Genomic DNA, 22413 nt, shown 5'->3' on the forward strand with positions numbered 1-22413 from the left:
GCTCACCGCCGGGCCAGCAGGGACCGGACGAGGCGGGTGACGCGCCCCGGTGGCCGTGCCCCGGCGCGCTCCTTCCACCACAGGGTCAGCCGCCGCCGCTCGGCGGGGTCGGCGGGCTCGCCGGTCGCGAGCAGGTGCTCGACAAAGTCGAGCGCGTCGCGCCGGTAGCCCCCGCGCATCGGCCGGGCCAGGGCGTACGCGACGAAGGCGGCGCGGTAGCCGTCGCCGAGGATCTCCGGCACCTCCGGCGCGGTCTTGGCCACCACCCGGGCCCGCTTGGCCGCCAGCGCCCGGCTCTGCACCCGCACCCGCGCCCGGTCGAACCCCTCGGGCACGGGCGTCCCGGCGACGAGCGCGGACAGCAGGGCGGTCTGCGAGACCCACAGCCGCTCGCGCGCGCCGGCCGTGGAACCGCCCGTGCGGGGGCGGGGCACGGCGGCGGCGGGGACGCCGAGCCCCCGACCCGGGCCCGCACCGGCGCCCGCGCCCGTACCAGTGCCCACGCCCGCGCCCACGGGTATCGCCGCCCGCCGTGGCACCGCGCTCGCCGCGAGGCTCACCGTCTCCCGTATCGCCGTCAGCTCCGCGGCCAGCTCCGCCGCCGACGGGAAGTCGTCGTCGCGCTCCAGCAGCACGCCCGGCGGCGAGACGCGGGAGGACAGGTCCGCGAGGATGTCGAGGACCGGGCGGGGGACCGGGTGGGCGTGCGTGTCGTGCCAGACGCCGTCCTGTTCGACGCCGCCCGCGACGTGGACGTACGCGATCGCCTCGACCGGGAGCTCGTCCAGGGCCTTCGCGGGGTCTTCGCCGCGGTTGACGTGGTTCGTGTGGAGGTTGGCCACGTCGATCAGGAGCCGCACCCCCGTGCGGGCGACCAGCTCCGCCAGGAACTGGCCCTCCGTCAGCTCCTCGCCGGGCCAGGAGACGAGCGCCGCGATGTTCTCCAGCGCCAGCGGCACCGGCAGCGCGTCCTGCGCGATGCGGACGTTCTCGCACAGCACGTCCAGCGCGTCCCAGGTGCGGGGCACCGGCAGCAGGTGCCCCGCCTCCAGCGGCCCGGCGGGGCCCCCGGCCCGTACGAAGGCGATGTGCTCCGTGACCAGCGGCGCGCCCAGCGCCTCCGCCGTGGCGGCGAGGGCCGCCAGCCGCTCCGGGTCCGGGCGGTCGGCGCCGCCCAGGCCGAGGGACACGCCGTGCGGGACGACCGTGACGCCGCGCTCGCGCAGCCGCAGCAGCGGGTCGGGGAGGTGGTCGGCGCAGACGTTCTCGGCGACCACCTCCACCCAGTCCGCACCGGGCAGCCCCGCCACCGCGTCCGCGATCTCCGGACGCCAGCCGATGCCCGTACCCAGCCTCGGTTCCGTCATGCCCCTGTCCCCCTCCGTCACGTCGTGGAGGGGTGATGGCCCCGGCGCACAGTGATCAATCCGCCTCGGGGGACGTTCAGAGGTTGATTTGAGCTTCGGCCCCCGAGGTCATCAGGGGCGGTTGGTGTTGATCGCCGTCGGCGGGCCGGGCTGCGTCGAGGGCCGGGAGGTGAACCGCTGGTCTCCCGAGGGCACGGCGGGCGACGGCGCCGGCGGCAGGTTGCCGTTGGGCGCCGGGGGACCGGACGGGCTCGCGGTGGCCCGCCCCGCCGCCTCGTTGGCGATCGCGTCGAAGTCGACCATGCCGGTCGCCTCCAGCATGGTGATGTGGTCCAGCACCGTCTGGTTGGCGTCGGTCGCCAGCTGCCGTATCAGCGTGTTACGGGTGGTGTGCCGCACCTGGGCCACCAGGGCGAAGACCTTGCCGTGCGCGTTGCGCAGCAGGTTGGCGAACTTCCGCTCGTACTCCTCGCCGCTCGCCGCCGACAGCTCCCGCAGCCACCCCTGCTGCTGCTCCGTGGGCTGGTTCGGCAGCTCTACGCCCAGCTTCGCCGCGACGTCCCGGGCGCGCTGGTCCAGATCCGTGTGGCCGACGACGAGATGGTCGCCGGCGTCCTTGATGGCCTCGCTGGGGGCGCGCTCGATCGCCTGCTGGCCGGCCGGCAGCTCCCACAGCCCGGCCAGCCGCACCTTCACCAGGAAGTCGCGGTCGGTCGCCGACAGCGGGCCCCACTGGGTGGCCACCGTCGACGCGTTGAGATTGGCCTCGCCGGTGCCGGAGCGGTCGGCGTACGACCAGACCGGGAACGCCAGCGCGCCGACCGTGGCGACCAGTGCCGCGATGATGAGTGCCGTGCCGTTGATGCGTCGCAACAACAAGGTGGAGCCTCCCGAACCGAATGGCATTACTGGGAGGTACGTATACCGGTGGTGCGACGTTCAGTTGACCCGTACGGAAAAGTCGGCGACGACCGTGCAGGAGCCGGGAGCGACCTCCGTGAAGCCGGCGTCCCGCACCACGGGCCGCCCGCTCGCGGTCAGTTCCGCCCATCGGGCGGGCTCCGCGGTCCGCACCGCGAGCGGGAAACCGGCCTCCCGCCACGCCTTGCGCTCCGCGTCGCCCAGGGCCCACCACAGCAGCTGCGCGCCGTGCCCCACCTGGGCCATCTCCTTGCCGGTCGACATCCGCAGTTCGGGGTTGAGCCAGAGCACCGCCTGCCCCGGCCGGACGTCCGGCAACGCGCCGGCGTCGTCCAGTTCGGTGCCGGAGACCTGGAGCTTGGCCAGCTCCTTGGGCCAGCCGTCCACCGGTACGGGCGGGAAGACCCGCACCTCCGCGGTGCCACCGGTGACCGTGATGCCCGGCAGCTGCGACGCCTTGCGCCACTCCGCGCCGCGCGCCCGGCGCACCACCTTGCGGATCCGCGCGTCCTCCCAGTCCCGCACGGCCTGTGCCCATACTCCGTCGCCGAGCGACCGGTCGTCGGAGAGCATCACGACCACCGCGCGCGCCGCTGTCTCCAGGGCGTCGGTACGGGCCGGCGGGTCGTCCCGCTCGACGCGTACGACGAGGGGAAGGGCGAACTCGCGGGCTTCGGGGACTTCGGGCACCTCGGGGGCTTCAGCGCTGCTCACCCGGACAGTCTGCCAGCCGACCCGCAGGCCGATCTTGGCGGAGCAGGTGATTCCGGGACAGGATGACCGTATGAAGAGCGATCTTCTCGCGTCCGCCGACCGCGCCTCGGGAGAGGCGGCACCGCGCTGAACCTCCACGGAGTGGGCCGTCGTTACGGTCGGCCCGGCGGGCCCTGGGTGCTGCGCGGTGTCGACCTCGCGCTGGAGCCGGGCACCCTCGTACGCGTCGAGGGCACCAACGGCAGCGGCAAGTCGACCCTGCTGCGGCTGATCGCCGGTATCGACGCCCCGACCGAGGGCCGCGTCACCGGCCGCCCCCGGCGGACCGCGTACGTACCCGAACGCTTCCCGGCCGCGCTGCCGTTCACGGCGACCGGCTACCTCGTCCACCTCGGGCGCGTCCAGGGGCTCCGCCGGGCCGTGGCCGAGGCGCGGGCAGCCGCGTGGCTGGACCGCTTCGGCGCCGCGGCGCACGCCCGCACCCCGCTGCGCGACCTGTCCAAGGGCACGAGCCAGAAGGTCGCCGTGGCCCAGGCGCTGCTCGCCGAGCCCGGCCTGCTGGTCCTGGACGAGGCGTGGACCGGCCTCGACGCGGCGGCCCGCGCGGAGCTGGACCGCGCGGTGGGGGAGCGGGTCGCCGCGGGCGCGGCCGTGGTCTTCGTGGACCACGACCCGCGCCGCCTCGCGGGCCGGCCGGACGCGGTGTACGCCGTGCGGGGCGGCCGCCTCACCCGGTCCGCGGCCGTCCCGGCCGCGCGGGAGCCGCTGGTCCGGATCACCGCCTCGGGCGGGCGGCTGCCCGACTCCGCGCTGCCGGGCTCACCGGCGTACGACAGCGACGGCGGCGACGACGCGGGCGGCCGCGTGACGTTCACCGTCCCCGCCGCGCACTCCGACGCCCTGCTGCTGGAGCTGCTGAGAGCCCGTCCGCCGTGGCACATCCACGCGGTGGCCCCCGCGCCCGTCCCCGAGACCACCACCGGAACCGCCGCGCCATGACCGCACTCGTCCGCTACCACGCCGCCCTCCTGCTGCGCTCGCAGCGCTGGCTGCCGCCCGCCCTGCTGTATGCCGTCGTCACAGGCATCGGCGTGCGCGCCGGTGAGCCGGTGCTCGGCTCGCTCGGGTACGCGGCCGCGGGCCTGCTCCCGGTCACCGCCTGGCTGGTGCGGGTCTGCCTGAACCAGGAGCCCCCCGCCGCGCGGCACGTCACCGCCGCGGCGGCGGGCCGGGAGCGGGTCCACCTGGCCGCCCTCCTCGCCGCCACGGCGTGCGCGGGCCTGCTCGGCGCGGCCGGCACCCTGGTCGTGACCGCGATCAGCGCGCCGGTCGACGCCGGTCGCGAGGTCGCGGTGGACCGCCTCCCGGCCGCCTTGGCGGGCCTGCTCACGGCGGCGGTGTGCGTCCTGCTCGGCGCGGCCGTCGGCGCCCTCACCACCCGGCCGCTGATCCCGGCCCGGGCCTGGTCGATCGCCGCGGCGTCCCTCACCGCGCTGCTCGCCCTCGTCGCCGCCGGCTCTCCTGCCCGGTACGCCGTCACGGGCCTGGTCACGGGCTCCCTCAGCGGGACGGTCACGTACCCATGGCTGCCCCTCGCGGGCGCGGCGGCCCTGGCGGCGGCGGCAGCCGCCCTGGCGTGCCGGCTCACCGCGTGGCGCGAGTGAGTAGGCTCGTGTACATGGACGATCCGTACGACGACGCGTACTGCGAGACGGAGACCAAGCCGGCTTCCCCGGCCGCGGGCGACGGACCGTACGCCGCCTGCGTCCAGTGCCAGGAGCCGACCGAGTACCCGGAGTCGACCAAGGGCATCACGCTGTGCCCGGTCTGCGAGTGGCGCGAGGCCGAGCGCACCGCCTGCTCCGGCTAGTCGCCGGCCGCGCTGCGCGCCCCCGGTCCTACGCGGCGGCGCGGCGGTAGTTGCTGCCGTCCTTGGTACGGGTCAGCAGCCCCGCCACCACCAGGTGGCGGCGCAGGGCGGAGAAGTCCTCGTGGACGGTGAGCAGCGCGTCGTTGACCTCGCGCTCGCTGTAGCCGCGGTCCCGCTCGAACAGCGTTTCCGTGAGGTGGGTGAGGAGTTGCTCGCGGCGGGCCGCCTTGCGCGGGATGGCGGTCAGCCGGCCGCGCGAGAAGAGGGCGGCCACGCCGCCGTGTGTCGTGTCGGACATGGCCGGAAGCCTCGCAGTCGCCCCTGCGGCCGGGCAACGCCTTTTCGAGCGAGCCCTGTTCGCGCGAGCTCTGCTTGGCGACGGGTGTTCACCTGCCCATCAGCTCGGACACCTTCACGAAGCGGTAGCCGCGCCTGCGCAGCTCCGGCACGATCGTGCGGACCGCCTCCTCGGTCGCGGGCGCCGCGCTGCGCGTGCAGTGCAGCACCACCAGGGAGCCCGGCCGCACACCGGCGAGGACCTGCTCGGCGATCGCGTCCGGGTCGGTCGCGAAGGCGTCGCCGCCGACCACGTCCCACTGCACGGCCGTCACCCGCGCGGGCGCGAGGGCGCGCAGCGCGTCGTCGTCGTAGCAGCCGCCGGGGAAGCGGAAGTACGGCACGACGTTGCGCACGCCCGCCGCGCGGAAGGCGTCGAAGGCGCGGCGCACGTCGGCGGCCATGGCCCGCTCGTCGCCGGAGTCCAGGGCGGGGAGCCCGTAGCAGGGCGCCTTGAAGGCGTAGTGGCTGTAGGAGTGGTTGGCGACCTCGAAGCGCGGGTCGCCGCCGATGGCCTTCGCCTGGTCGGGGTACTGCTCGGCCCAGCGGCCCGTCATGAAGATCGTCGCGTCGACCTCCAGCCGCTTGAGCGTGGCGATCAGCTCCGGGTTGTCGAACCGCTCGCCGCGCGCGGCCCGCGGCCCCTGGCCGGCCGTCATGTCGGCGTCGAAGGTCAGGGCGACCGTCTTCCCGGCCCTGGCGGGGCCCCGGGTGAACACGGGCGTGAGGCCGCCGGGCCCGGGCGCCATCGTCGGCGGCGTACGGGGCGCGACGCGCGCGGGGGAGGGGGAGGGGCTCGGTGACGCGGTGACCCGCGCGGGGGTGTGTGCGACGCCGGAGCCGCCGCTCCCGCCGCAGCCGGTCAGGGCGGCGGCGAGTGCGGCGGCGAGAGCGGTCAGCCGCGGCGGCTTCCGGACAGCACACGGTACAGATCTGATCACATAGTGAAACTATATGATTATCGTGCGTGCGCGGCGGAGGCCTGCGGCCGTGTCACCGCCACGGCCCGGTCACGGCGAACGTCGTCCCCGGTGAGTAGCAGTTCACGTACATCGTCCCGCCGTCCGGCGAGAAGGTGACGCCCGCGAACTCACCCCACTCCGGCGCCTCCGGCGTACCGATGTTCTGCGCGTTGCGCGCCATCGGGTACACCTCGCCGTGCTTGGTCAGCCCGTACACGTGCTGCCCGCCGTCGCCGTCCTCGCACACCATCAGCCCGCCGCTCGGCGCCAGGCAGATGTTGTCGGGCGACTCGCCCGGCAGCTGGAGGTCGGTGCTCGGCCCGAAGACGACGACCAGCGTGAGCCGGCGCCGGTGGGGCTCGTACTTCCACACCTGGCCGTAGTGGTCGGCCGCCGAGCCCTGCGAGGCGCGCGCGAAGCTGGACACGAAGTAGACGGATCGGCCGCCCCAGTAACACCCCTCCAGCTTCTGGGCGTGCGTGATGCCCGCGCGCCCGAAGTCCTGGATCCGGATGGGGGTCTCGCGCGCCTGCGGGTCCGGTACGGGCACCCACTCGATGCCCTCGAACACCGCCCCGGTCTCCTGGATCGCGGACAGGTCCGGCACGCCCGGCACCCGCATCGCCTCCAGCTCGCCGCCCGCGCGCAGCGAACCGGTGCCGCCGAGCGGCTTGTCGGGCAGGAAGCGGTAGAAGAGGCCGAACGGCTGCTGGAAGGCGTCCTCCGTCTCGTACACGATCCCGCTGTACGGGTCGACGGCGATCGCCTCGTGCTGGAAGCGGCCCATCGCGGTCAGCGGGACGGCCCCGGTGCGCCGGGGGTCGACGGGGTCGACCTCGAAGATGAAGCCGTGGTCCTTGGTGTAGCCGTTGGTGCCCGCCTTGCTCTCGTTCTCCTCGCAGGTGAGCCAGGTGTTCCAGGGGGTGGGGCCACCCGCGCAGTTGACGGCGGTGCCGGCGACGCCGACGCGCTCGCCGAGGACGTTGTTGCGCGCGTCCAGCTCTATGACCGTGCAGCCGCCCCGCGCCCCCGGGTCGTAGGTCAGTCCCCCTATCGTCGGCACCGGGGCCCTGCCGCTGTGGCTGTTCTCGTGGTTGCGGACGAGGAGGACCCGGCCGCGCGGGCCGCGGAAGGCGCCCATGCCGTCGGGGTTGCTCGGCACCCGGCCCTCGGAGCCGAGGGGGCCGCCCTCGCGGGAGAGGACCTTGTAGCGGAAGCCCTTCGGCAGGTCGAGCAGGCCGGCGGGATCGGGGACGAGCGGGCCGTATCCGGCGTGGCCGCCGCGGGCGGCGGCCGTGCCCGCGAAGAGCTCGGAGAGGGCACCGGTGAAGGCGATACCGGCGACGGAGGCGCCGGTGCGGGCGAGGATCTGACGTCGTGTCGCGGACATGAGGCAACAACTCCCTGCTGGCGTCAGGGGAATCCCTGCTGGAGAGGGGATGTGACGTGACCCGCACGTGTGTATCACGCGGTCTGGTGACACGTGAACACTCTCGACGGTGCGGACTGGGCCGAGCGCGCCGACCATGCGGGTCACGTTGCCTCGCTCGTACGACGAGCGTGGGACGGAGTCGAGGCGTCAGGCGAGCTTCGCCGTGAGGGTGATCTCCGTACCCGTGAGCGCCTGGCTGACCGGGCAGCCCGCCTTGGCGTCCTCGGCGGCCTTGACGAACCCGGCCTCGTCCAGGCCCGGCACCTCGCCCTCCACCGTGAGGTGGATGCCCGTGATGCCCTTGCCGGGCTGGAAGGTCACGTCGGCCTGGGTGTTGAGGCGGGTGGGAGGGTTGCCCGCCTTGGTGAGGGAGCCGGAGAGGAACATCGAGAAGCAGCTGGAGTGGGCGGCCGCGATGAGCTCCTCCGGGCTCGTCTTGCCGTTCGGCTCCTCGGCGCGGGCCGGCCAGGAGACCGGGTAGCTGCCGATGCCCGACGAGTCGAGGGACACGGTGCCCGTGCCCTCGGTGAGGTTGCCTTCCCAGACGGTGTGCGCGTGACGCGTGGTGGCCATGTGGGTTCCCTTCGGAAGGACGGTCCCGACGAGGGCCTGTCTTCCGGATCTCGCCGGGCGCGCGTGCCCGGCGAGATCCGAAAGACAGGCCCTTGCCCCAAACCTACTGCTCCACCAACCTCTTCGCGTCGCGCGCCAGCGCGGTGAGCCGCGAGATCGCCCGGAAGTACTTCTTGCGGTACCCGCCGTTCAGCATCTCGTCACTGAACAGCTTGTCGAACGGCATCCCGGAGGCGAGGACCGGCACCTCCCGGTCGTACAGCCGGTCGGCCAGGACGACCAGGCGCAGCGCCGTCGACTGGTCCGGCACCGGCTCCACGCCGGTCAGGCAGACCGCCGCGACGCCGTCGGTCAGCGCCCCGTACCGGCTCGGGTGGACCCGGGCCAGGTGCTCCAGCAGCCGCGGGAAGGAGTCGAGCGACGCACCGGGCGTGGCGTGCGCCGCCTTCGCCACCTGCTCGTCGGCGTACGGCGGCGGGGCCTCGGGCAGCCCGCGGTGGCGGTAGTCCTCACCGTCGATGCGCAGCGGACGGAAGTGGGCGGACAGGCCCTGGATCTCGCGCAGGAAGTCGGCGGCGGCGAACCGGCCCTCGCCGAGCTTGCCCGGCAGCGTGTTGGACGTGGCGGCCAGCGCCACCCCCGCGTCCACCAGCTTGCCGAGGAGCGTCGACACGAGCACGGTGTCGCCCGGGTCGTCCAGCTCGAACTCGTCGATGCACAGCAGCCGGTGCCCGCTGAGCGTGGCGACGGTCTGCTGGAAGCCCAGCGCGCCCACCAGGTTGGTCAGCTCCACGAACGTGCCGAACGCCTTGAGCGACGGCTCCGCCGGAGTGGCGTGCCACAGCGAGGCCAGCAGGTGCGTCTTGCCGACGCCGTACCCGCCGTCCAGGTACACCCCGCGCGGCGCGGCGGGGGCGGCCGGCTTCCGCTGGAACCAGCGGCGGCGCCCGGCGCCGGACGCGTGCGCGCCGCCGAGCCCGGCCGCGAAGGAGCTCAGGACCTCGACCGCCTGGGTCTGGCTGGGCTGGTTCGGGTCGGGGATGTACGTGTCGAAGCGCACCGCGTCGAACCGCGGCGGCGGCACCATCTCGGCGACCAGCCGCTCGGCGGGGACGTGCGGCTCGCGGGCGCACAGGGACAGCGGGGCCGGGGCCGCTTCGGTGGTCATGGCACGGGGGGCACTGGTGGACACGTTTCCCACTCTAAGCGCCGTGTCAGACTGCACGGCATGCGACGCCTGTTCCCTGTGACCGACCCGACACCCGTGGCGGCCGAGGGCCGCGAGTGGTCCCTCGACGAGCTGGCCGAGGCCTACGCGTACCCGGACCCCCAGCCCGATCCGTCCCCGGGAGGGCGGTCGTGGCTGCGCGCCAACATGGTGTCCTCCCTGGACGGGGCCGCCCAGCACGACGGCCGCTCCGAGCCCATCTCCTCCGCCGCCGACATGCGGATCTTCGGCACCCTGCGGGCGCTCGCCGACGTGGTGGTCGTGGGCGCCGAGACCGTACGCGCGGAGGGCTACCGCCCGGCACGCGCGCGGGAGGCCTTCGCGGCGCGCCGGGAGGCGGCCGGACAGGGGCCGGCGCCCGCGATCGCGGTGGTCAGCGCCTCCCTGGAGCTGGACTTCTCGGCTCCGCTCTTCACCCAGCCGCTCGTGCCGACGCTGCTGCTCACCGGGGCGGGGGCGCCACCGGAGCGGGTGCGGGAGGCCGAGCGGGCGGGCGCCGAGGTGATCGTCGCGGGCGACGGGACGGGCGTGGAGCCCGTGCGCGCCGTACGGGCTCTCGCCGATCGCGGGCTGACCCGCCAGCTCACGGAGGGCGGGCCGCGGCTGCTCGGGCAGCTGGTGGCGGCCGGGGTGCTGGACGAGCTGTGCCTGACGGTCTCGCCGATGCTCACCGCGGGGAACGCGCAGCGCATCGCGGGCGGGCCGGCGCTGGCGGTGCCGGAACGATTCGCGCTCGACTCGATCCTGGAGGAGGACGGGTTCCTCTTCACCCGGTACCGGCGCACCCCGTAGGCCGCCCGTAAACCCTCGGAGTCAATGAGCGGAATAGGTCGTTCCGGTTCGCTCCGGGTGGGCACACTAATCTCGCAGTCCCCGTGCGGGCACGGGGAAGGATGGTTTCCGCAGAAGGGCTCCGAGGTGTTCACAAGCGTTCTCATGATCGAAAAGCCGCTGTCCCGGGTGGACGTGGATTTCGTCACGGACCTGCACGGAGACGAGGGCGCTTCCTTCATCGTGCTGATGCAGCCCCGCGGCGACCAGTCCGTCGTCCTGCTCCGGGCCATCGACGACGTCGCCATGGGCGAACTGAAGGAAGCCGTCCGCGAGGGCAAGGAGCCCGAGGGCAGAGCCGCCGAGCTGCCTGCCCGGGCGGCCCTGGAGCACTCGCTCCAGGCGCTGCGCGACGCGGGCTGCGAAGCCGTGGGCGAGGTGGTCGAGGACCACCCCCTGGACAAGCTGAAGGCCGTCGTGGAGGAGGCGCAGGCGGACGAGGTCATCGTGCTGACCGCACCCCACTACGTGGAGGAGTTCTTCCACCGCGACTGGGCGTCCCGCGCCCGTCACAAGGTCGGCGTACCGGTGCTCAAGCTGTTCGCGCACAACGACGAGGCGCCGACCGAATAGGCTGGGGCCGCTCACGTACCGCCACACCCCGGGGAGACACACGCATGGCACCCGCCATCCCTGCCGCCGCTGCCGCGATTCCCGCAGCCATGGAACGGCCGCACTTCATCGGCATCGGCGGCGCCGGAATGTCGGGCATCGCCAAGATCCTCGCCCAGCGCGGGGCGAAGGTCGCCGGCAGCGACGCGCGCGACTCCGAGACCGCCGCCGCCCTGCGGGCGCTCGGTGCGACCGTCCACATCGGGCACGCCGCCGAGCACGTCGCCGACGACACCACCTGCGTCGTTGTCTCCAGCGCCATCCGCGCCGACAACCCGGAGCTGGCCCGCGCCACCGAGCTCGCCCTCCCCGTCGTCCACCGCTCCGACGCGCTCGCCGCCCTCATGACCGGCCTGCGCGCGATCGCGGTGGCCGGCACGCACGGCAAGACCACGACCACGTCGATGCTCGCCGTCGCCCTCACCGAGCTCGGCCTCGACCCGTCGTACGCCATCGGCGGCGACCTCGACGGGCCGGGCACCAACGCGCTCCACGGCGACGGCACGATCTTCGTCGCCGAGGCCGACGAGAGCGACCGCAGCTTCCAGAAGTACGACCCCGAGGTCGCGATCGTCCTCAACGTCGAGCTCGACCACCACGCGAACTACGCCTCCATGGACGAGATCTACGAGTCCTTCGAGGCCTTCGTCGCCAAGATCCACCCCGGCGGCGCCCTGGTCGTCGGCGAGCACGCCGGCGCCCGCGAGCTGGCGGCCCGGGTCTCCGGCCGGGCGGACCTGCACGTGGTGACCGTGGGCGAGGCGGAGCACTCCGACGTCTGGATCCGCCGGATCACCCCCAAGGGCATGACCAGCGAGGTCGCCGTGGTCCTCCCGGACCGCCACGACGAGATCGTCTTCACCGTCTCGGTGCCCGGCCGCCACTACGCGCACAACGCCGCCGCGGCCCTCGCCGCCGGCGCCCGCCTCGGCATCGACCCGGCCGCCCTCGCCCAGGCCCTCACCGCGTACACCGGCGTCGGCCGGCGTCTCCAGCTCAAGGGCGAGGCCGGGGGCGTCCAGGTCATCGACTCGTACGCGCACCACCCCACCGAGATGACCGCCGACCTCGAGGCGATGCGCGCCGCCGCCGGCTCCGAGCGCCGCCTGCTCGTCGTCTTCCAGCCGCACCTGTTCTCCCGCACGCAGGAGCTGGGCACCGAGATGGGCCGGGCGCTGGCGCTCGCCGACGCCTCCGTGGTCCTCGACATCTACCCGGCCCGCGAGGACCCCATCCCGGGCGTGACCAGCACCCTGATCATCGACGCGGCCCGCGCGGCGGACGCCGACGTCACGCACGTCGCCGACAAGGCCACCGTGCCGGACGTCGTCGCGGGAATGGCCCGCCCCGGCGACCTCGTTCTGACGATGGGCGCGGGCGACGTCACGGACCTCGGGCCGAGGATCCTGGACCGCATCGCCCGCAAGGCGAACTGAGGAGGGCCCGATGGCGTACGAGGTCGAGAAGCCGGACGAGCAGTGGCGTGCGGAGCTGTCCCCGGAGGAGTACCACGTCCTGCGCGAGGCCGGCACGGAACGCCCCTTCACCGGTGAGTACACCGACACCAAGACCAAGGGCGTCTACTCCTGCCGGGCCTGCGGCGCGGAGCTCTTCACCTCCGAGACGAAGTTCGCGTCGCACTGCGGCTGGCCGTCCTTCTACGACCCGAAGGACAGCGACGCCGTCGAACTGATCGAGGACCGCACGTTCGGCATGGTCCGCATCGAGGTCCGCTGCGCCCGCTGCGGCTCGCACCTCGGCCACGTCTTCGAGGGCGAGGGCTACCCGACCCCGACGGACCAGCGGTACTGCATCAACTCCATCTCGCTGCGGCTGGCCCCGGCCGAGGACTGAGCCCCCTCACGGCCGGGCGTCCGCGGGGTGGGCGAGGTCGTACGGCCGCGGGTAGGGGCCCGGGCGGTACGCGACGTAGCGGGCCTCGGCCGTCGGGTCCTCCTGGCGCGCGCGGGCGTTGAGCGCGCCGGGCGACGTGTCCCAGCGGCCGGTCGCCAGGCGGTGCTCCAGGGTGCGCAGGGCGCCGAGGATCTCGCCCGGGGTGAAGGTGCAGTGCCCGGGGCCGTCGACGTAGGCCTGGCCGAGCAGGGTGCCCGCGCCGGCCGCGGTGGCGGCCCGCCGGTAGGCGCTTGCCGACCGCACCGGGATCAGCGCGTCGCCGGTGGTGTGGACCGTGAGCTGGGGGTCGCTCAGCCGGCCCGTGAGGACGCTGGTGCGCCGCATCCACCGGACGGCCGGCGGGTCGGCGGAGACCCGGGGCGCGCGGGCCAGGGTGGACAGGTCGTCACGCAAGGACAGGCCCGCCCTCTTGTAGAGCTCCGTCACCTGCCGGTACGCGGGGGAGCGGTGGAGCACGGACGTGTAGTCGACGCCCGTGTTCCAGGAGGGGTTGCCGCCCGCCCGGCTCTCGGCCTCCTGCCGCCAGCTGAACGCGGGCAGTTCGAGGAGCCCCCTGACGGCCGCGTACTGGTTGGCCTGCTGGGCCTCCCAGTCGGTGGGCTCCGGCTCGGGCTGCGAGACGTCGTTGTGGCCGGGGATGTCGTGCAGGGCGGCGGCGAGCGCGATGCGGGCACGGCCCTCCGGGGTCCGCTGCGCGGCGGTGACCGCCGCGGTGAGCGCGCCGGCGGCGCTCCGCGCGGCCGCCTGGTCGGCGAAGCCGGTCAGCGGGATGTCCGCGCCGGGAGCGAGCAGCGCCTTCAGCGCGAACACCGGGTCCAGGGTGCTGTTCCAGTTGGCGACACCACCCTGGATGAGCCCGCACATGGACAGGGAGCCGTCGAAGCGCTCGGCGTGCCGCTCGGCGAGCCGCGTCGTGACCAGCCCGCCGTACGAAGTGCCCCAGGCGAGCGCTCGCCGGGCCGTTCCGAACTTCTCCGTGAAGAGGTCCAGTGTGGCGAGCTGATCGGGCACGGCCTCGGCCACGGCCCAGCCGTTCGTGGCGTACGAGGAGCCTATGAGCGCGTAGCCCCGGGCGAGCAGTGCGGTCCGCGTCTCCGGGCTCGGCGCGTTCTCGGCGGGGTTGGGCCATCCGGCGGCGCGGTAGCCGTGGCTGTAGAGGAGGACGGTGCCGTTCCAGGCGGCGGGCACGTCCATCACGTACGCGGCACCGGAGGGGAGCCGACCCTCGAGGCGGGTGTCCGGGGCTGCTTGCGATGCCTGTGAGACGGGCGCCGCCGGGAGGGCGGTCGCCGCGCACAGCGTGAGAGCGAGGACCGCGGTGCGGGCGCGGCTCCGGATACGGATGCGGTGGGGGGTGGGGAGGCTCAACGGGGTGTTCCTTCCGAGACCGGGGCGGCGGGTCGATGCGTGGGGGAGGCGTCCAGGGAGGCCGTGTGCGTCTCGCGCATGCGCCAGACGGCGAGTGCCGTGATCGCCGCGCCGCCGCACAGCAGCAGCGAGACCGGGGTGCTGCCGCCGCCGTAGACGGCGAGGAGGCTGCCGGCGATCAACGGTGAGAACCCGGCGCCCACCAGGGTCGCCGCCTGGTAGCCGAGGGAGGCGCCCGTGTAGCGGACGCGGGTGCCGAACATCTCGGTCAGCAGCGCGCCGAGCGGGCCGTACATCGTGGACTGGGCGACGCCGTGGCCCAGGGCGAGGGCAAGGATCAGCAGCCCCGGAGAGCCGGAGTCCACCAGGGCGAGCACGGGAAAGGCGAGCGCGGCCGAGGCCACGGCGCCGGCGAGGACCACGGGACGGCGGCCGACGCGGTCGGACAGGGCGGACGCGGCGGGCAGCACGGCCAGGGCCACGCAGGAGGCGACGGTCACGGCGGTGAGCACCTGCGGCCGGCTGTAGCCGTGGTCGACCGCGTACGAGATCATGAAGCCGGTCAGCAGCGACTGGGCCGTGAACGCGCCGATGCCGACGCAGGCGGCGCGCAGCACGGGCGCCGGCCGGCGCAGCAGCTCCACGACCGGCGGCCGGTCGAGCGGTTCCCTTCTCACCTGCTCGAACAGGGGGCTCTCCGCGACCTTCAGGCGCACGAACAGGCCGACGGCCAGCAGTACGACGCTCAGCAGGAACGGCAGCCGCCAGCCCCAGGAGCGGAAGTCGTCGTCGGGGAGGGCCGAGACCAGCGTGACGACCCCGGCCGAGAGCACGGAGCCGAGCGGCGCGCCCAGCTGGGTGAAGCTCGACCACAACCCGCGGCGCGAACCGTGGGCGCCCCGGGCGTGTTCGGCGTGCTCGACGACCATCAGCGTCGCGCCGCCCCACTCGCCGCCGATCGCGATGCCCTGCACGACGCGCAGCGCCACCAGCAGCACGGGCGCCCACACGCCGATCGCGTCGTACGTCGGCAGCAGGCCGATCAGGAAGCTGCAGCCGCCCATCAGGACCATGGTCAGCAGCATCATCGACTTGCGGCCGATCCGGTCGCCGAAGTGGCCGAAGACCACGCCGCCCAGCGGGCGGGCCAGGTAGCCCGCGGCGAAGGTGCCGAAGGCCGCGATGGTGCCGACCGCAGGGTCGGCGTCGGGGAAGAACAGGTCGCCGAAGACGAGCGCGGCGACGGTGCCGTACACGAGGAAGTCGTAGAACTCGACTGCCGTGCCGAGGAGTCCGGAGAGTGCGACGCGACGCAACTGCTTCGCGTCCGGGCCGGGTCGACGGGCGGAAGGGGCGCTTGCGGAAGGTCGACTGGCGGATGGGCGGGATGGCTGCACGACGAGCTCCCTGGTGCCGATGCCGTGGCGGGGTCACCGGCGGGGACCGCGCCGGTGTTCCGTGAAGTTAGGCATAGATCATGCGGCCGTCAATATTCTGCACAACATCAGAGGGTATGGGTCGGCCCCGACCGCTCGCGGCAAACGGCCCGCCGCTTATTCCTGGTCGTCGCGGACGGCCACCACGTCGAGGAGGCGCCGGGAGGCGTCCTCCGCGAGCGGCGTGAGCCGTTCGTGCACCGCTCGGAACGTCTTCTCGGCCCGCTCCGCCGGCCAGTCGTCCGGCAGGTGCTCCACCGGCAGCCGCGGATCACGGCGGATGACCTGCAACCACTCGGCCTGGAGCCTCAGTCGCAGCGCGAGGGAGTCGTCGGCCTCCGGCAGCCGCGTCTGCCAGGGCTGCCAACGCCGTACGAACTCGTCGTAGCGCGCCGACAGTTCGGGCAGCTCCCAGCTCTCCTCGATCATGGCGCCGATGTCCGTGCCGGAGTCGGCGTGCGCCCGGAAGACCTTCACATGGGCGGACAGGCCGAGCTCGGCCACCAGCGACGACACGTCCACCTCGCCGGGTGCGATCCACAGGCCGTTGAACAGCGGCCCGAAGCCGTTCCAGGTGAGCTGGGACCGCAGGTCGTGGCGCTGGCGCTGCCAGGACTCGGGCAGCGAGAAGCCGAGCAGGGTCCAGGTGCCGTCCCAGTTCCGGTTGACGGCGCCCGTCTGCCAGATGCGGTGCTCGCCGTCGCGCAGGACGGCCGCCGAGCGTTCGGTCAGGCCGAAGTACATCCGGCGGCCCTCGCGCTGGCGGCGCAGCAGGCCACGGGTCGCCATGCGGCTCAACGTCGAACGTGTCGCCTGCTCGCCGACCCCGGCACGGGCGAAGACATCGATGACGCTGCCCGAGTACACGCACACGTCACGCCCGAGCACCTGGTCGCCCAGGAATGTCAGCATGAGGGACTGGGGCCGCAGCGACTCTCGCGTGGTCACGCGGCCACCGTACGCCCCCGGCCCCACGGGGAGATCACGCGGGTTGCAGCAGGTCCCAGCGGTTGCCGTACAGGTCCTCGAAGACCGCCACCGTGCCGTACGGCTCGTGGCGCGGCTCCTCCAGGAAGCGCACGCCCGCCGCGCGCATCCGGGCGTGGTCGGCCGCGAAGTCCTCGGTGTGGAGGAAGAACCCGACGCGCCCGCCGGTCTGGGCACCCACGCTCGCCTGTTGCTCCTCGCCCCGCGCCCGGGCGAGGAGCAGGCCCGTGCCCGCGCCGGCGCCACGCGGGCGGACGACCACCCAGCGGCTGCCGTCCGCCCGCGGGCTGTCCTCGACCAGCTCGAAGCCGAGCGCGCCGGTGTAGAAGGCGAGGGCCTCGTCGTAGTCACGGACGACGAGTGTGACGAGTGCGATGTACGGCATGGGGGGAGGGTATACCGCGAGTCATACGTATGACGGGCGCAGGGCCGGGCACCCGGGGAGAATGCCGTCCGTGGATTCGCAGCAGCTCGCCGAGCTCACCGCCCGCGCCCGCCGCCTCGCCGTACCCGGCGCCCGTCGCGTTCTGGGGCTCGCCGGTGCGCCCGGGGCGGGCAAGTCCACGCTCGCGGGCCGCCTGGTGGACCGGCTCGACGGGCTCGCCGTGCTCGTGCCCATGGACGGCTTCCACCTCGCGCAGGCCGAGCTGCGGCGCCTTGGCCGCGCCGCCCGCAAGGGCGCCCCCGACACCTTCGACGCCGCCGGATACGTCGCCCTGCTCGCGCGGCTGCGCGCCGCCGAACCGGGCGTCACCGTCTACGCGCCCGCCTTCGACCGCGCCCTGGAGGAACCGGTCGCCGGCAGCATCCCCGTCGCCGCCGACGTGCCGCTCGTCATCACCGAGGGCAACTACCTGCTGTACGACGACGGGCCGTGGGCCTCCGTCCGCGGGCTCCTCGACGAGGTCTGGTTCCTGGAGCTGGACGACCGCCGCCGCGTGCGCCGCCTCGTCGAACGCCACGTCCGCTTCGGCAAGGCGCGGCCGTACGCCGAGCGCTGGGTGCGGGAGTCCGACGAGGCCAACGCCCGCCTGGTCGCCGCCGGCCGCGACCGCGCGGACCTCGTGGTGCCGGTGTCCTGACGGGGCGTCCTGAGTCGGTGTCCTGACCGGGTGCCCTGATCGTTTCGGTTGCGCCGCCGGCGAGCCGCCGCGGAGGATGGCCTGGCCGAGGACCAGGGAGGAAGCCCCGCATGGACAGCACGCCCAGTACGCCCAGCACGCCCGCTCCGTTCACCGCCGACGACTACCGCGCCCGTATGGCCCGCGCCGCCGAGGCCGCGGCGGCGGCCGGGCTCGCGGGGCTGCTCGTCGCGCCCGGCCCCGACCTGGTGTACCTCACCGGGTACCGGGTCCCCGCCGACACCGAGCGGCTCACGCTCCTGGTGCTCGTGCCCGGCGAGGAGCCGGTGCTCGTCGTACCGGCGCTGGAGGCGCCCGACGCCGCGCGGGCCGCCGGGGCCCCCGGGCTCACGCTGCGGGACTGGACCGACGGCATCGACCCGTACGCCGTCGCCGCACCGCTCCTCGACCCCAAGGGCCGCTTCGGCGTCAGCGACAACGCCTGGGCCATGCACCTCCTCGGCCTCCAGCGGCGGCTGCCGGACAGCGCGTACGCCGCGCTCACCGAGGCGCTGCCCATGCTGCGCGCCGTCAAGGACGCGCGGGAGCTGGAGCGCATGGAGGCGGCCGGCGCCGCCGCCGACGCGGCGTACCGCGAGATCCTCAAGGTGCGCTTCTCCGGTCGCAAGGAGACCGACGTCGCCGCCGATCTCGCGGCGCTGCTGCTCGACTCCGGCCACTCGCAAGTGGACTTCACCGTCGTCGGCTCGGGCCCCAACGGCGCCAACCCGCACCACGAGGCGGGCGACCGCACCATCGAGGAGGGCGACATGATCGTCCTCGACTTCGGCGGCCTCAAGCACGGATACGGCTCCGACACCTCCCGCACCGTTCACGTCGGCGATCCCACGCCCGAGGAGCGCCGCGTCCACGACGTCGTACGGGAGGCGCAGCAGGCCGGGTGCGAGGCGGTCCGGCCCGGTGTGGCGTGCCAGGAGGTGGACCGGGCCGCCCGGGCCGTGATCAGGGAGGCCGGGTACGGCGAGCACTTCATCCACCGCACCGGCCACGGCATCGGCGTCACCACGCACGAACCGCCGTACATGATCGAGGGCGAGGAGCTGCCGCTCGTCCCCGGCATGTGCTTCTCCGTCGAGCCCGGGATCTACCTTCCGGGCCGCTTCGGCGTGCGCATCGAGGACATCGTCACCGTCACCGAGGACGGCGCACGCCGCTTCAACACCACCCCGCGCGAGCTCGCGATCGTGGAGTAGGCGCGCTCAGTGGCCCGCCCTCCGTGGCCGCGCTCAGTGACCGCGCTCAGTGGTCGGTCACGTCCGTGAGGACCACACAGGACTCCGGCGGCAGGCGCACCACCCCCTCGCCGTCCGGGTCCCCGACCGGCTCCCAGGCCGCCAGCACCCGCGCGGGCGCCCCCAGCGGCACCTGCGCGGGCTCCTTCGCGAGGTTGACGACCACGCGCAGGAGCCCGCGCCGGTACGCCAGCCAGCGCGCCGACTCGTCGTAGGAGACGCGGATCGCCGCCAGGTCCGGGTCGGTCAGGTCGGGCTGGGCCGCCCGCAGCGCGATCAGCTCCCGGTGCCAGGCCAGCAGCCGCGCGTGCGGCTCGCGCTCGCGCTCCGCCCAGTCCAGGCAGGACCGGTCCCGCGTGGCCGGGTCCTGCGGATCCGGAACGTCCTCCTCGGCCCAGCCGTGCGCCGCGAACTCCCGCCTGCGTCCGCGCCGTACGGCCTCGGCCAGCTCCGGGTCCGTGTGGTCGGTGAAGAACTGCCACGGCGTGCCCGCGCCCCACTCCTCGCCCATGAAGAGCATCGGCGTGAACGGCCCGGTCAGCACCAGCGCCGCCGCGCACGCGAGCAGCCCGGGGGAGCAGGACGCCGAAAGCCGGTCGCCCGTGGCCCGGTTGCCGATCTGGTCATGGGTCTGGGCGTAGCCGAGGAACCGGTGCGCGGGCGTCGTCTCGCGGCCGACGGGCCGGCCGTGCGTGCGGCCCCGGAAGGTGGAGTAGGTGCCGTCGTGGAAGAAGACGTGCTGGAGCGTCTTGGCGAGCCCGGCGAGCGGGGCGCGGGCGAAGTCGGCGTAGTAGCCCTGGGACTCGCCGGTGAGCGTGGTGTGCAGGGCGTGGTGGAAGTCGTCGTTCCACTGGGCGTGCAGCCCGAGGCCGCCCTCCTCGCGCGGCCTCGTCGTGCGCGGGTCGGCCTGGTCCGACTCGGCGATCAGGAACAGCTCACGGCCCTGCTCGGCGGCGAGCTCGTCGACCGCCGCCGACAGCTCCTCCAGGAACGGCAGCGCCCGCGTGTCGGCGAGCGCGTGCACCGCGTCCAGCCGCAGCCCGTCGACGCGGTAGTCCCGCAGCCAGGCGAGCGCGCTGCCCAGCAGATAGGCGCGGACCTCGTCCGACCCCGGCGCGTCCAGGTTCACCGCCGCGCCCCACGGGGTGTGGTGGGTGTCGGTGAAGTACGGACCGAAGGCGGGGAGGTAATTGCCGGACGGGCCCAGGTGGTTGTGGACCACGTCCAGGACCACGCCGAGTCCCAGGCCGTGGGCCGAGTCGACGAAGCGCTTCAGCGCCTCGGGGCCGCCGTAGGGCTCGTGCACCGCCCACAGCGACACCCCTTCGTAGCCCCAGCCGTGCCGGCCGGGGAAGGGGCACAGCGGCATCAGCTCCACGTGGGTGACGCCCAGGTCGACGAGGTGGTCCAGCCGCGCGGCCGCCGCGTCGAGGGTGCCCTCGCGGGTGTAGGTGCCGACGTGCAGCTCGTACAGCACGGCGCCGCGCAGCCCGCGCGAGGGCGAGCCGTGCCGCCACTCGAACCCCGCGTGGTCGACCACCGCGCTCAGCCCGTCGGGGCCGTCCGGCTGGCGGCGCGAGCGTGGATCCGGCAGGACGGGCCCGCCGTCCAGCGCGAAGCCGTACCGCGCGCCCTCACCGGCCTCCGCCTCGGCCACCCACCAGCCGTCCCGCCGCGCATCGCGCGCCATGGGGTGCCGGGCACCCTCCAGCTGGAGCTCGACCCGTTCCTCCGCCTGCGGCGCCCACACCTCGAACAGCACTGGCGATCCCCTTGTCGTCGAATCCCCCGATGCCTCCATCCTGGCAAGATCGAGAACCGGAAGCACGACACTTGGCCGAACGCGCGAGCCGCGTCGCGAGCCGCGCCGCGGGCCCGCGGCGGCCGTCGGTCACACCAGGTGCACGCGTTCCTGCACGACGGGGTGGTTGGCCCGGGCGAAGTGCTTCGCCATGGGGAAGTTGCCCTGGTCGGTCGCCCCGGCGATGAACCGCGCGCCCCGCTCGGCCAGGAAGTGCGTGCACTCGACCAGCAGGTCGTACGCGTACCCGTGCCCGCGCTGCTCCGGTACGACGCCGATGAAGCCGACGATCGGACCGGCGGTGTTGCGCGCGGGTATCTGGAGGCCGACGACCTCGCCGTCCGGCGTGTACGCCACCTGCCACCATTCGCGCGGCGACGGCCACCAGCGGAAGAAGTCCAGCTCCTCCTGCGCGGCCGCGTCCGGGCCGCCCTTGGCGATGGCGTGGAGCGCGTGCGCGTCCAGCGTGACGGAGTGGACCCGGCGCAGGATCTCGAATATCACGTCGTCGTCCGGCTCCGGCCGGAACTCCAGCCGGCCGGGCCGCTCCGGGAGCCCGCACTCCGGCGTCCAGTGGTACCGGAACCGCTCGACGAGCAGCCGCATCCCCGCCGCCTGGGCGGCCGCTATGCGTGCCTCACCCGCCGCCCGCACGTCGGGCTGCTCGCGCCACCCGGCCGGCAGGATCAGCTCGTACTCGGTCCGGTGTGCGGCGCGGCGCAGCAGTTCGGCGCCGGCCTCGTCCTCGCCGTCGGCGAAGTCGAACCAGTTGAGCAGCATGGGCTCGGTGTCGTCCGGCCCGCCCCACCAGGCGGCGCGGGCGACCACCTCGCCGTCGCGCTCGGCGACCCAGGTCCACTCCGGGCGGTAGTCGCCGCCCTCCGCCACCGTGCGGTAGTCGACACCGGTGATGACCCGGCCCACCAACCCGGGGTCCCGCAGCGTGTGGAACAGCCGCGCCTCGTCCGCGCCGAGAGCGCGTACGGTCAGATCGCTCATGTGCTCTTCTTCCCCCTGGAGTCCCCCGCGGTCTTTCGGAGGGATCACGTATCAAGACCGTACCAAGGGCGTCTGACAACGGGGTTCTGTCTGGACACCCCGGGCCGACCGGACCGACAATCACACATGTGACGTCGCATTCCGAGTTCCACACGTATTCCGCCCGGCTGTCGGACGCCGAACGGGACCGTGTGCTCGGGATGCTCCGCGAGGGCGCCGCTCAGGGCAAGCTGTCGCACGACACCTTCCTGCACCGCATGGAGCTCGCCCTCGTCGCCCAGCGCCCCGACCAGCTGGCCGCGCTCACCGCCGACCTGCGCACCGAAGGCCGCTGGGCGAAGCGGGTGTTCGGCGTCGTCGAGCGGATGTCCGCCTTCACCGTACGGCTGGGGCGGGCGTGGCAGGCGGAGCGGCTGCCGAAGCTGCTGCTCCCCGAACCCGGCCCGTACCCCCTGCGCATCGGCCGCGACCCCGCCAACGGCCTGCGGCTCAGCCACGAGACGGTCTCCCGCGCGCACGCCGAACTGAGCATGCAGGGCGACCACTGGTTGCTGCGCGACCTCGGTTCCACCAACGGCACCACCGTCAACGGCCGTCGCGTCACCGGCACGGTCGTCGTCCGCGCCGGCGACCTGGTGTCGTTCGGACAGATGAGCTTCCGGCTCACCGCGCGTTCGGCCCGCTGACC

Annotated in this window: 24 protein-coding genes; 10 read left to right on the forward strand and 14 right to left on the reverse strand. The window is 74.0% G+C overall.

Going from position 1 to position 22413, the window contains the following annotated elements:
* Positions 1-2: 2 nt before the first annotated feature.
* From ACIRNI_RS19800 to ACIRNI_RS19810, 3 genes are all read right to left on the reverse strand, one after another.
* Positions 3-1367 carry a DUF692 domain-containing protein gene (locus ACIRNI_RS19800; protein ID WP_403552678.1) on the reverse strand — a complete coding sequence of 455 codons (1365 nt, stop codon included), beginning with the start codon at positions 1365-1367 and terminating at the stop codon, positions 3-5.
* A gap of 111 nt (positions 1368-1478) precedes the next feature.
* Entirely contained in the window at positions 1479-2240 is a 762-nt protein-coding gene (locus ACIRNI_RS19805) for a DUF4142 domain-containing protein (RefSeq protein ID WP_355364756.1), read from the reverse strand.
* A gap of 66 nt (positions 2241-2306) precedes the next feature.
* Positions 2307-3002 (reverse strand): peptidyl-tRNA hydrolase, encoded by a 696-nt coding sequence (locus ACIRNI_RS19810; RefSeq protein ID WP_403552679.1) that lies wholly within the window; start codon positions 3000-3002, stop codon positions 2307-2309.
* 126 nt (positions 3003-3128) lie between these two features.
* On the opposite strand from ACIRNI_RS19810, the gene ACIRNI_RS19815 reads away from it, so the two are divergent.
* The 3 genes from ACIRNI_RS19815 to ACIRNI_RS19825 are packed head-to-tail and all read left to right on the forward strand — an operon-like array spanning position 3129 to position 4872.
* Positions 3129-4001 (forward strand): ATP-binding cassette domain-containing protein, encoded by an 873-nt coding sequence (locus ACIRNI_RS19815; protein ID WP_403552851.1) that lies wholly within the window; start codon positions 3129-3131, stop codon positions 3999-4001.
* On the forward strand, positions 3998-4666 hold the full coding sequence (locus ACIRNI_RS19820) for an ABC transporter (RefSeq protein WP_403552680.1): 669 nt from the start codon (positions 3998-4000) through the stop codon (positions 4664-4666). Before ACIRNI_RS19815 ends, ACIRNI_RS19820 begins: the two co-directional genes overlap by 4 nt.
* Positions 4667-4680: 14 nt before the next feature.
* Complete coding sequence (locus ACIRNI_RS19825) at positions 4681-4872, forward strand: hypothetical protein (RefSeq protein WP_403552681.1); 192 nt, start codon at positions 4681-4683, stop codon at positions 4870-4872.
* Positions 4873-4900: 28 nt separating this feature from the next.
* Here the strand turns inward: ACIRNI_RS19825 and ACIRNI_RS19830 are convergent, their stop codons facing one another.
* The 5 genes from ACIRNI_RS19830 to zapE all read right to left on the reverse strand — a co-directional run bounded on the left by ACIRNI_RS19830 (position 4901) and on the right by zapE (position 9343).
* Complete coding sequence (locus ACIRNI_RS19830; protein WP_403552682.1) at positions 4901-5170, reverse strand: DUF2087 domain-containing protein; 270 nt, start codon at positions 5168-5170, stop codon at positions 4901-4903.
* A gap of 88 nt (positions 5171-5258) precedes the next feature.
* Positions 5259-6146 (reverse strand): polysaccharide deacetylase family protein, encoded by an 888-nt coding sequence (locus tag ACIRNI_RS19835; protein WP_403552853.1) that lies wholly within the window; start codon positions 6144-6146, stop codon positions 5259-5261.
* Between the two features lie 55 nt (positions 6147-6201).
* Positions 6202-7560 (reverse strand): alkaline phosphatase PhoX, encoded by a 1359-nt coding sequence (locus ACIRNI_RS19840; RefSeq protein ID WP_403552683.1) that lies wholly within the window; start codon positions 7558-7560, stop codon positions 6202-6204.
* Positions 7561-7749: 189 nt separating this feature from the next.
* Positions 7750-8175: an OsmC family protein gene (locus tag ACIRNI_RS19845; protein WP_403552684.1), complete on the reverse strand. Its 426-nt coding sequence runs from the start codon at positions 8173-8175 to the stop codon at positions 7750-7752.
* 103 nt (positions 8176-8278) lie between these two features.
* Positions 8279-9343: a cell division protein ZapE gene (gene zapE / locus ACIRNI_RS19850; protein ID WP_356644088.1), complete on the reverse strand. Its 1065-nt coding sequence runs from the start codon at positions 9341-9343 to the stop codon at positions 8279-8281.
* 60 nt (positions 9344-9403) lie between these two features.
* Between zapE and ACIRNI_RS19855 the strand changes: the two genes are divergently transcribed.
* The 4 genes from ACIRNI_RS19855 (at position 9404) to msrB (ending at position 12700) form a co-directional block, all read left to right on the forward strand.
* Positions 9404-10195 carry a pyrimidine reductase family protein gene (locus tag ACIRNI_RS19855; RefSeq protein WP_403552685.1) on the forward strand — a complete coding sequence of 264 codons (792 nt, stop codon included), beginning with the start codon at positions 9404-9406 and terminating at the stop codon, positions 10193-10195.
* A gap of 126 nt (positions 10196-10321) precedes the next feature.
* A complete protein-coding gene (locus tag ACIRNI_RS19860; RefSeq protein WP_355361056.1) occupies positions 10322-10807 on the forward strand; it encodes an indole-3-glycerol phosphate synthase in 486 nt (161 codons plus the stop codon).
* Positions 10808-10851: 44 nt separating this feature from the next.
* A complete protein-coding gene (gene murC / locus ACIRNI_RS19865) occupies positions 10852-12282 on the forward strand; it encodes a UDP-N-acetylmuramate--L-alanine ligase (RefSeq protein WP_403552686.1) in 1431 nt (476 codons plus the stop codon).
* 10 nt (positions 12283-12292) lie between these two features.
* Positions 12293-12700: a peptide-methionine (R)-S-oxide reductase MsrB gene (gene msrB / locus ACIRNI_RS19870; RefSeq protein WP_403552687.1), complete on the forward strand. Its 408-nt coding sequence runs from the start codon at positions 12293-12295 to the stop codon at positions 12698-12700.
* A 6-nt stretch (positions 12701-12706) separates the two neighbouring features.
* Here the strand turns inward: msrB and ACIRNI_RS19875 are convergent, their stop codons facing one another.
* The 4 genes from ACIRNI_RS19875 to ACIRNI_RS19890 all read right to left on the reverse strand — a co-directional run bounded on the left by ACIRNI_RS19875 (position 12707) and on the right by ACIRNI_RS19890 (position 16936).
* Entirely contained in the window at positions 12707-14128 is a 1422-nt protein-coding gene (locus tag ACIRNI_RS19875; RefSeq protein WP_403552688.1) for a prolyl oligopeptidase family serine peptidase, read from the reverse strand.
* A complete protein-coding gene (locus ACIRNI_RS19880) occupies positions 14125-15444 on the reverse strand; it encodes an MFS transporter (RefSeq protein WP_403552689.1) in 1320 nt (439 codons plus the stop codon). Before ACIRNI_RS19880 ends, ACIRNI_RS19875 begins: the two co-directional genes overlap by 4 nt.
* A gap of 237 nt (positions 15445-15681) precedes the next feature.
* Entirely contained in the window at positions 15682-16512 is an 831-nt protein-coding gene (locus ACIRNI_RS19885; protein WP_403552690.1) for a PaaX family transcriptional regulator C-terminal domain-containing protein, read from the reverse strand.
* 34 nt (positions 16513-16546) lie between these two features.
* Positions 16547-16936 carry a VOC family protein gene (locus ACIRNI_RS19890; protein ID WP_403552691.1) on the reverse strand — a complete coding sequence of 130 codons (390 nt, stop codon included), beginning with the start codon at positions 16934-16936 and terminating at the stop codon, positions 16547-16549.
* A gap of 61 nt (positions 16937-16997) precedes the next feature.
* Between ACIRNI_RS19890 and ACIRNI_RS19895 the strand changes: the two genes are divergently transcribed.
* Together ACIRNI_RS19895 and ACIRNI_RS19900 are read left to right on the forward strand one after the other, a co-directional pair.
* Positions 16998-17633 (forward strand): nucleoside/nucleotide kinase family protein, encoded by a 636-nt coding sequence (locus tag ACIRNI_RS19895; RefSeq protein ID WP_403552692.1) that lies wholly within the window; start codon positions 16998-17000, stop codon positions 17631-17633.
* Between the two features lie 110 nt (positions 17634-17743).
* The gene (locus ACIRNI_RS19900) at positions 17744-18886 is read left to right on the forward strand and encodes a M24 family metallopeptidase (protein WP_403552693.1); all 1143 of its coding nucleotides are present in this window, start codon (positions 17744-17746) and stop codon (positions 18884-18886) included.
* A gap of 46 nt (positions 18887-18932) precedes the next feature.
* Here the strand turns inward: ACIRNI_RS19900 and treZ are convergent, their stop codons facing one another.
* Together treZ and ACIRNI_RS19910 are read right to left on the reverse strand one after the other, a co-directional pair.
* On the reverse strand, positions 18933-20687 hold the full coding sequence (treZ, locus tag ACIRNI_RS19905; protein ID WP_403552694.1) for a malto-oligosyltrehalose trehalohydrolase: 1755 nt from the start codon (positions 20685-20687) through the stop codon (positions 18933-18935).
* Between the two features lie 129 nt (positions 20688-20816).
* Positions 20817-21725 (reverse strand): GNAT family N-acetyltransferase, encoded by a 909-nt coding sequence (locus ACIRNI_RS19910; protein WP_403552695.1) that lies wholly within the window; start codon positions 21723-21725, stop codon positions 20817-20819.
* Positions 21726-21853: 128 nt separating this feature from the next.
* On the opposite strand from ACIRNI_RS19910, the gene ACIRNI_RS19915 reads away from it, so the two are divergent.
* Entirely contained in the window at positions 21854-22411 is a 558-nt protein-coding gene (locus tag ACIRNI_RS19915) for an FHA domain-containing protein (protein ID WP_403552696.1), read from the forward strand.
* Positions 22412-22413: the final 2 nt, after the last annotated feature.

Source organism: Streptomyces sp. NPDC093546 (genome assembly GCF_044765045.1).
Taxonomy (GTDB): domain Bacteria; phylum Actinomycetota; class Actinomycetes; order Streptomycetales; family Streptomycetaceae; genus Streptomyces.

Coding starts and splice junctions, on each gene's coding strand:
- ACIRNI_RS19800 (WP_403552678.1), bottom strand. CDS start 1,367: ATGACGGAACCGAGGCTGGGTACGGGCATCGGCTGGCGTCCGGAGATC.
- ACIRNI_RS19820 (WP_403552680.1), top strand. CDS start 3,998: ATGACCGCACTCGTCCGCTACCACGCCGCCCTCCTGCTGCGCTCGCAG.
- ACIRNI_RS19825 (WP_403552681.1), top strand. CDS start 4,681: ATGGACGATCCGTACGACGACGCGTACTGCGAGACGGAGACCAAGCCG.
- ACIRNI_RS19830 (WP_403552682.1), bottom strand. CDS start 5,170: ATGTCCGACACGACACACGGCGGCGTGGCCGCCCTCTTCTCGCGCGGC.
- ACIRNI_RS19840 (WP_403552683.1), bottom strand. CDS start 7,560: ATGTCCGCGACACGACGTCAGATCCTCGCCCGCACCGGCGCCTCCGTC.
- ACIRNI_RS19845 (WP_403552684.1), bottom strand. CDS start 8,175: ATGGCCACCACGCGTCACGCGCACACCGTCTGGGAAGGCAACCTCACC.
- zapE (WP_356644088.1), bottom strand. CDS start 9,343: ATGACCACCGAAGCGGCCCCGGCCCCGCTGTCCCTGTGCGCCCGCGAG.
- ACIRNI_RS19855 (WP_403552685.1), top strand. CDS start 9,404: ATGCGACGCCTGTTCCCTGTGACCGACCCGACACCCGTGGCGGCCGAG.
- murC (WP_403552686.1), top strand. CDS start 10,852: ATGGCACCCGCCATCCCTGCCGCCGCTGCCGCGATTCCCGCAGCCATG.
- msrB (WP_403552687.1), top strand. CDS start 12,293: ATGGCGTACGAGGTCGAGAAGCCGGACGAGCAGTGGCGTGCGGAGCTG.
- ACIRNI_RS19890 (WP_403552691.1), bottom strand. CDS start 16,936: ATGCCGTACATCGCACTCGTCACACTCGTCGTCCGTGACTACGACGAG.
- ACIRNI_RS19895 (WP_403552692.1), top strand. CDS start 16,998: ATGCCGTCCGTGGATTCGCAGCAGCTCGCCGAGCTCACCGCCCGCGCC.
- ACIRNI_RS19900 (WP_403552693.1), top strand. CDS start 17,744: ATGGACAGCACGCCCAGTACGCCCAGCACGCCCGCTCCGTTCACCGCC.
- ACIRNI_RS19910 (WP_403552695.1), bottom strand. CDS start 21,725: ATGAGCGATCTGACCGTACGCGCTCTCGGCGCGGACGAGGCGCGGCTG.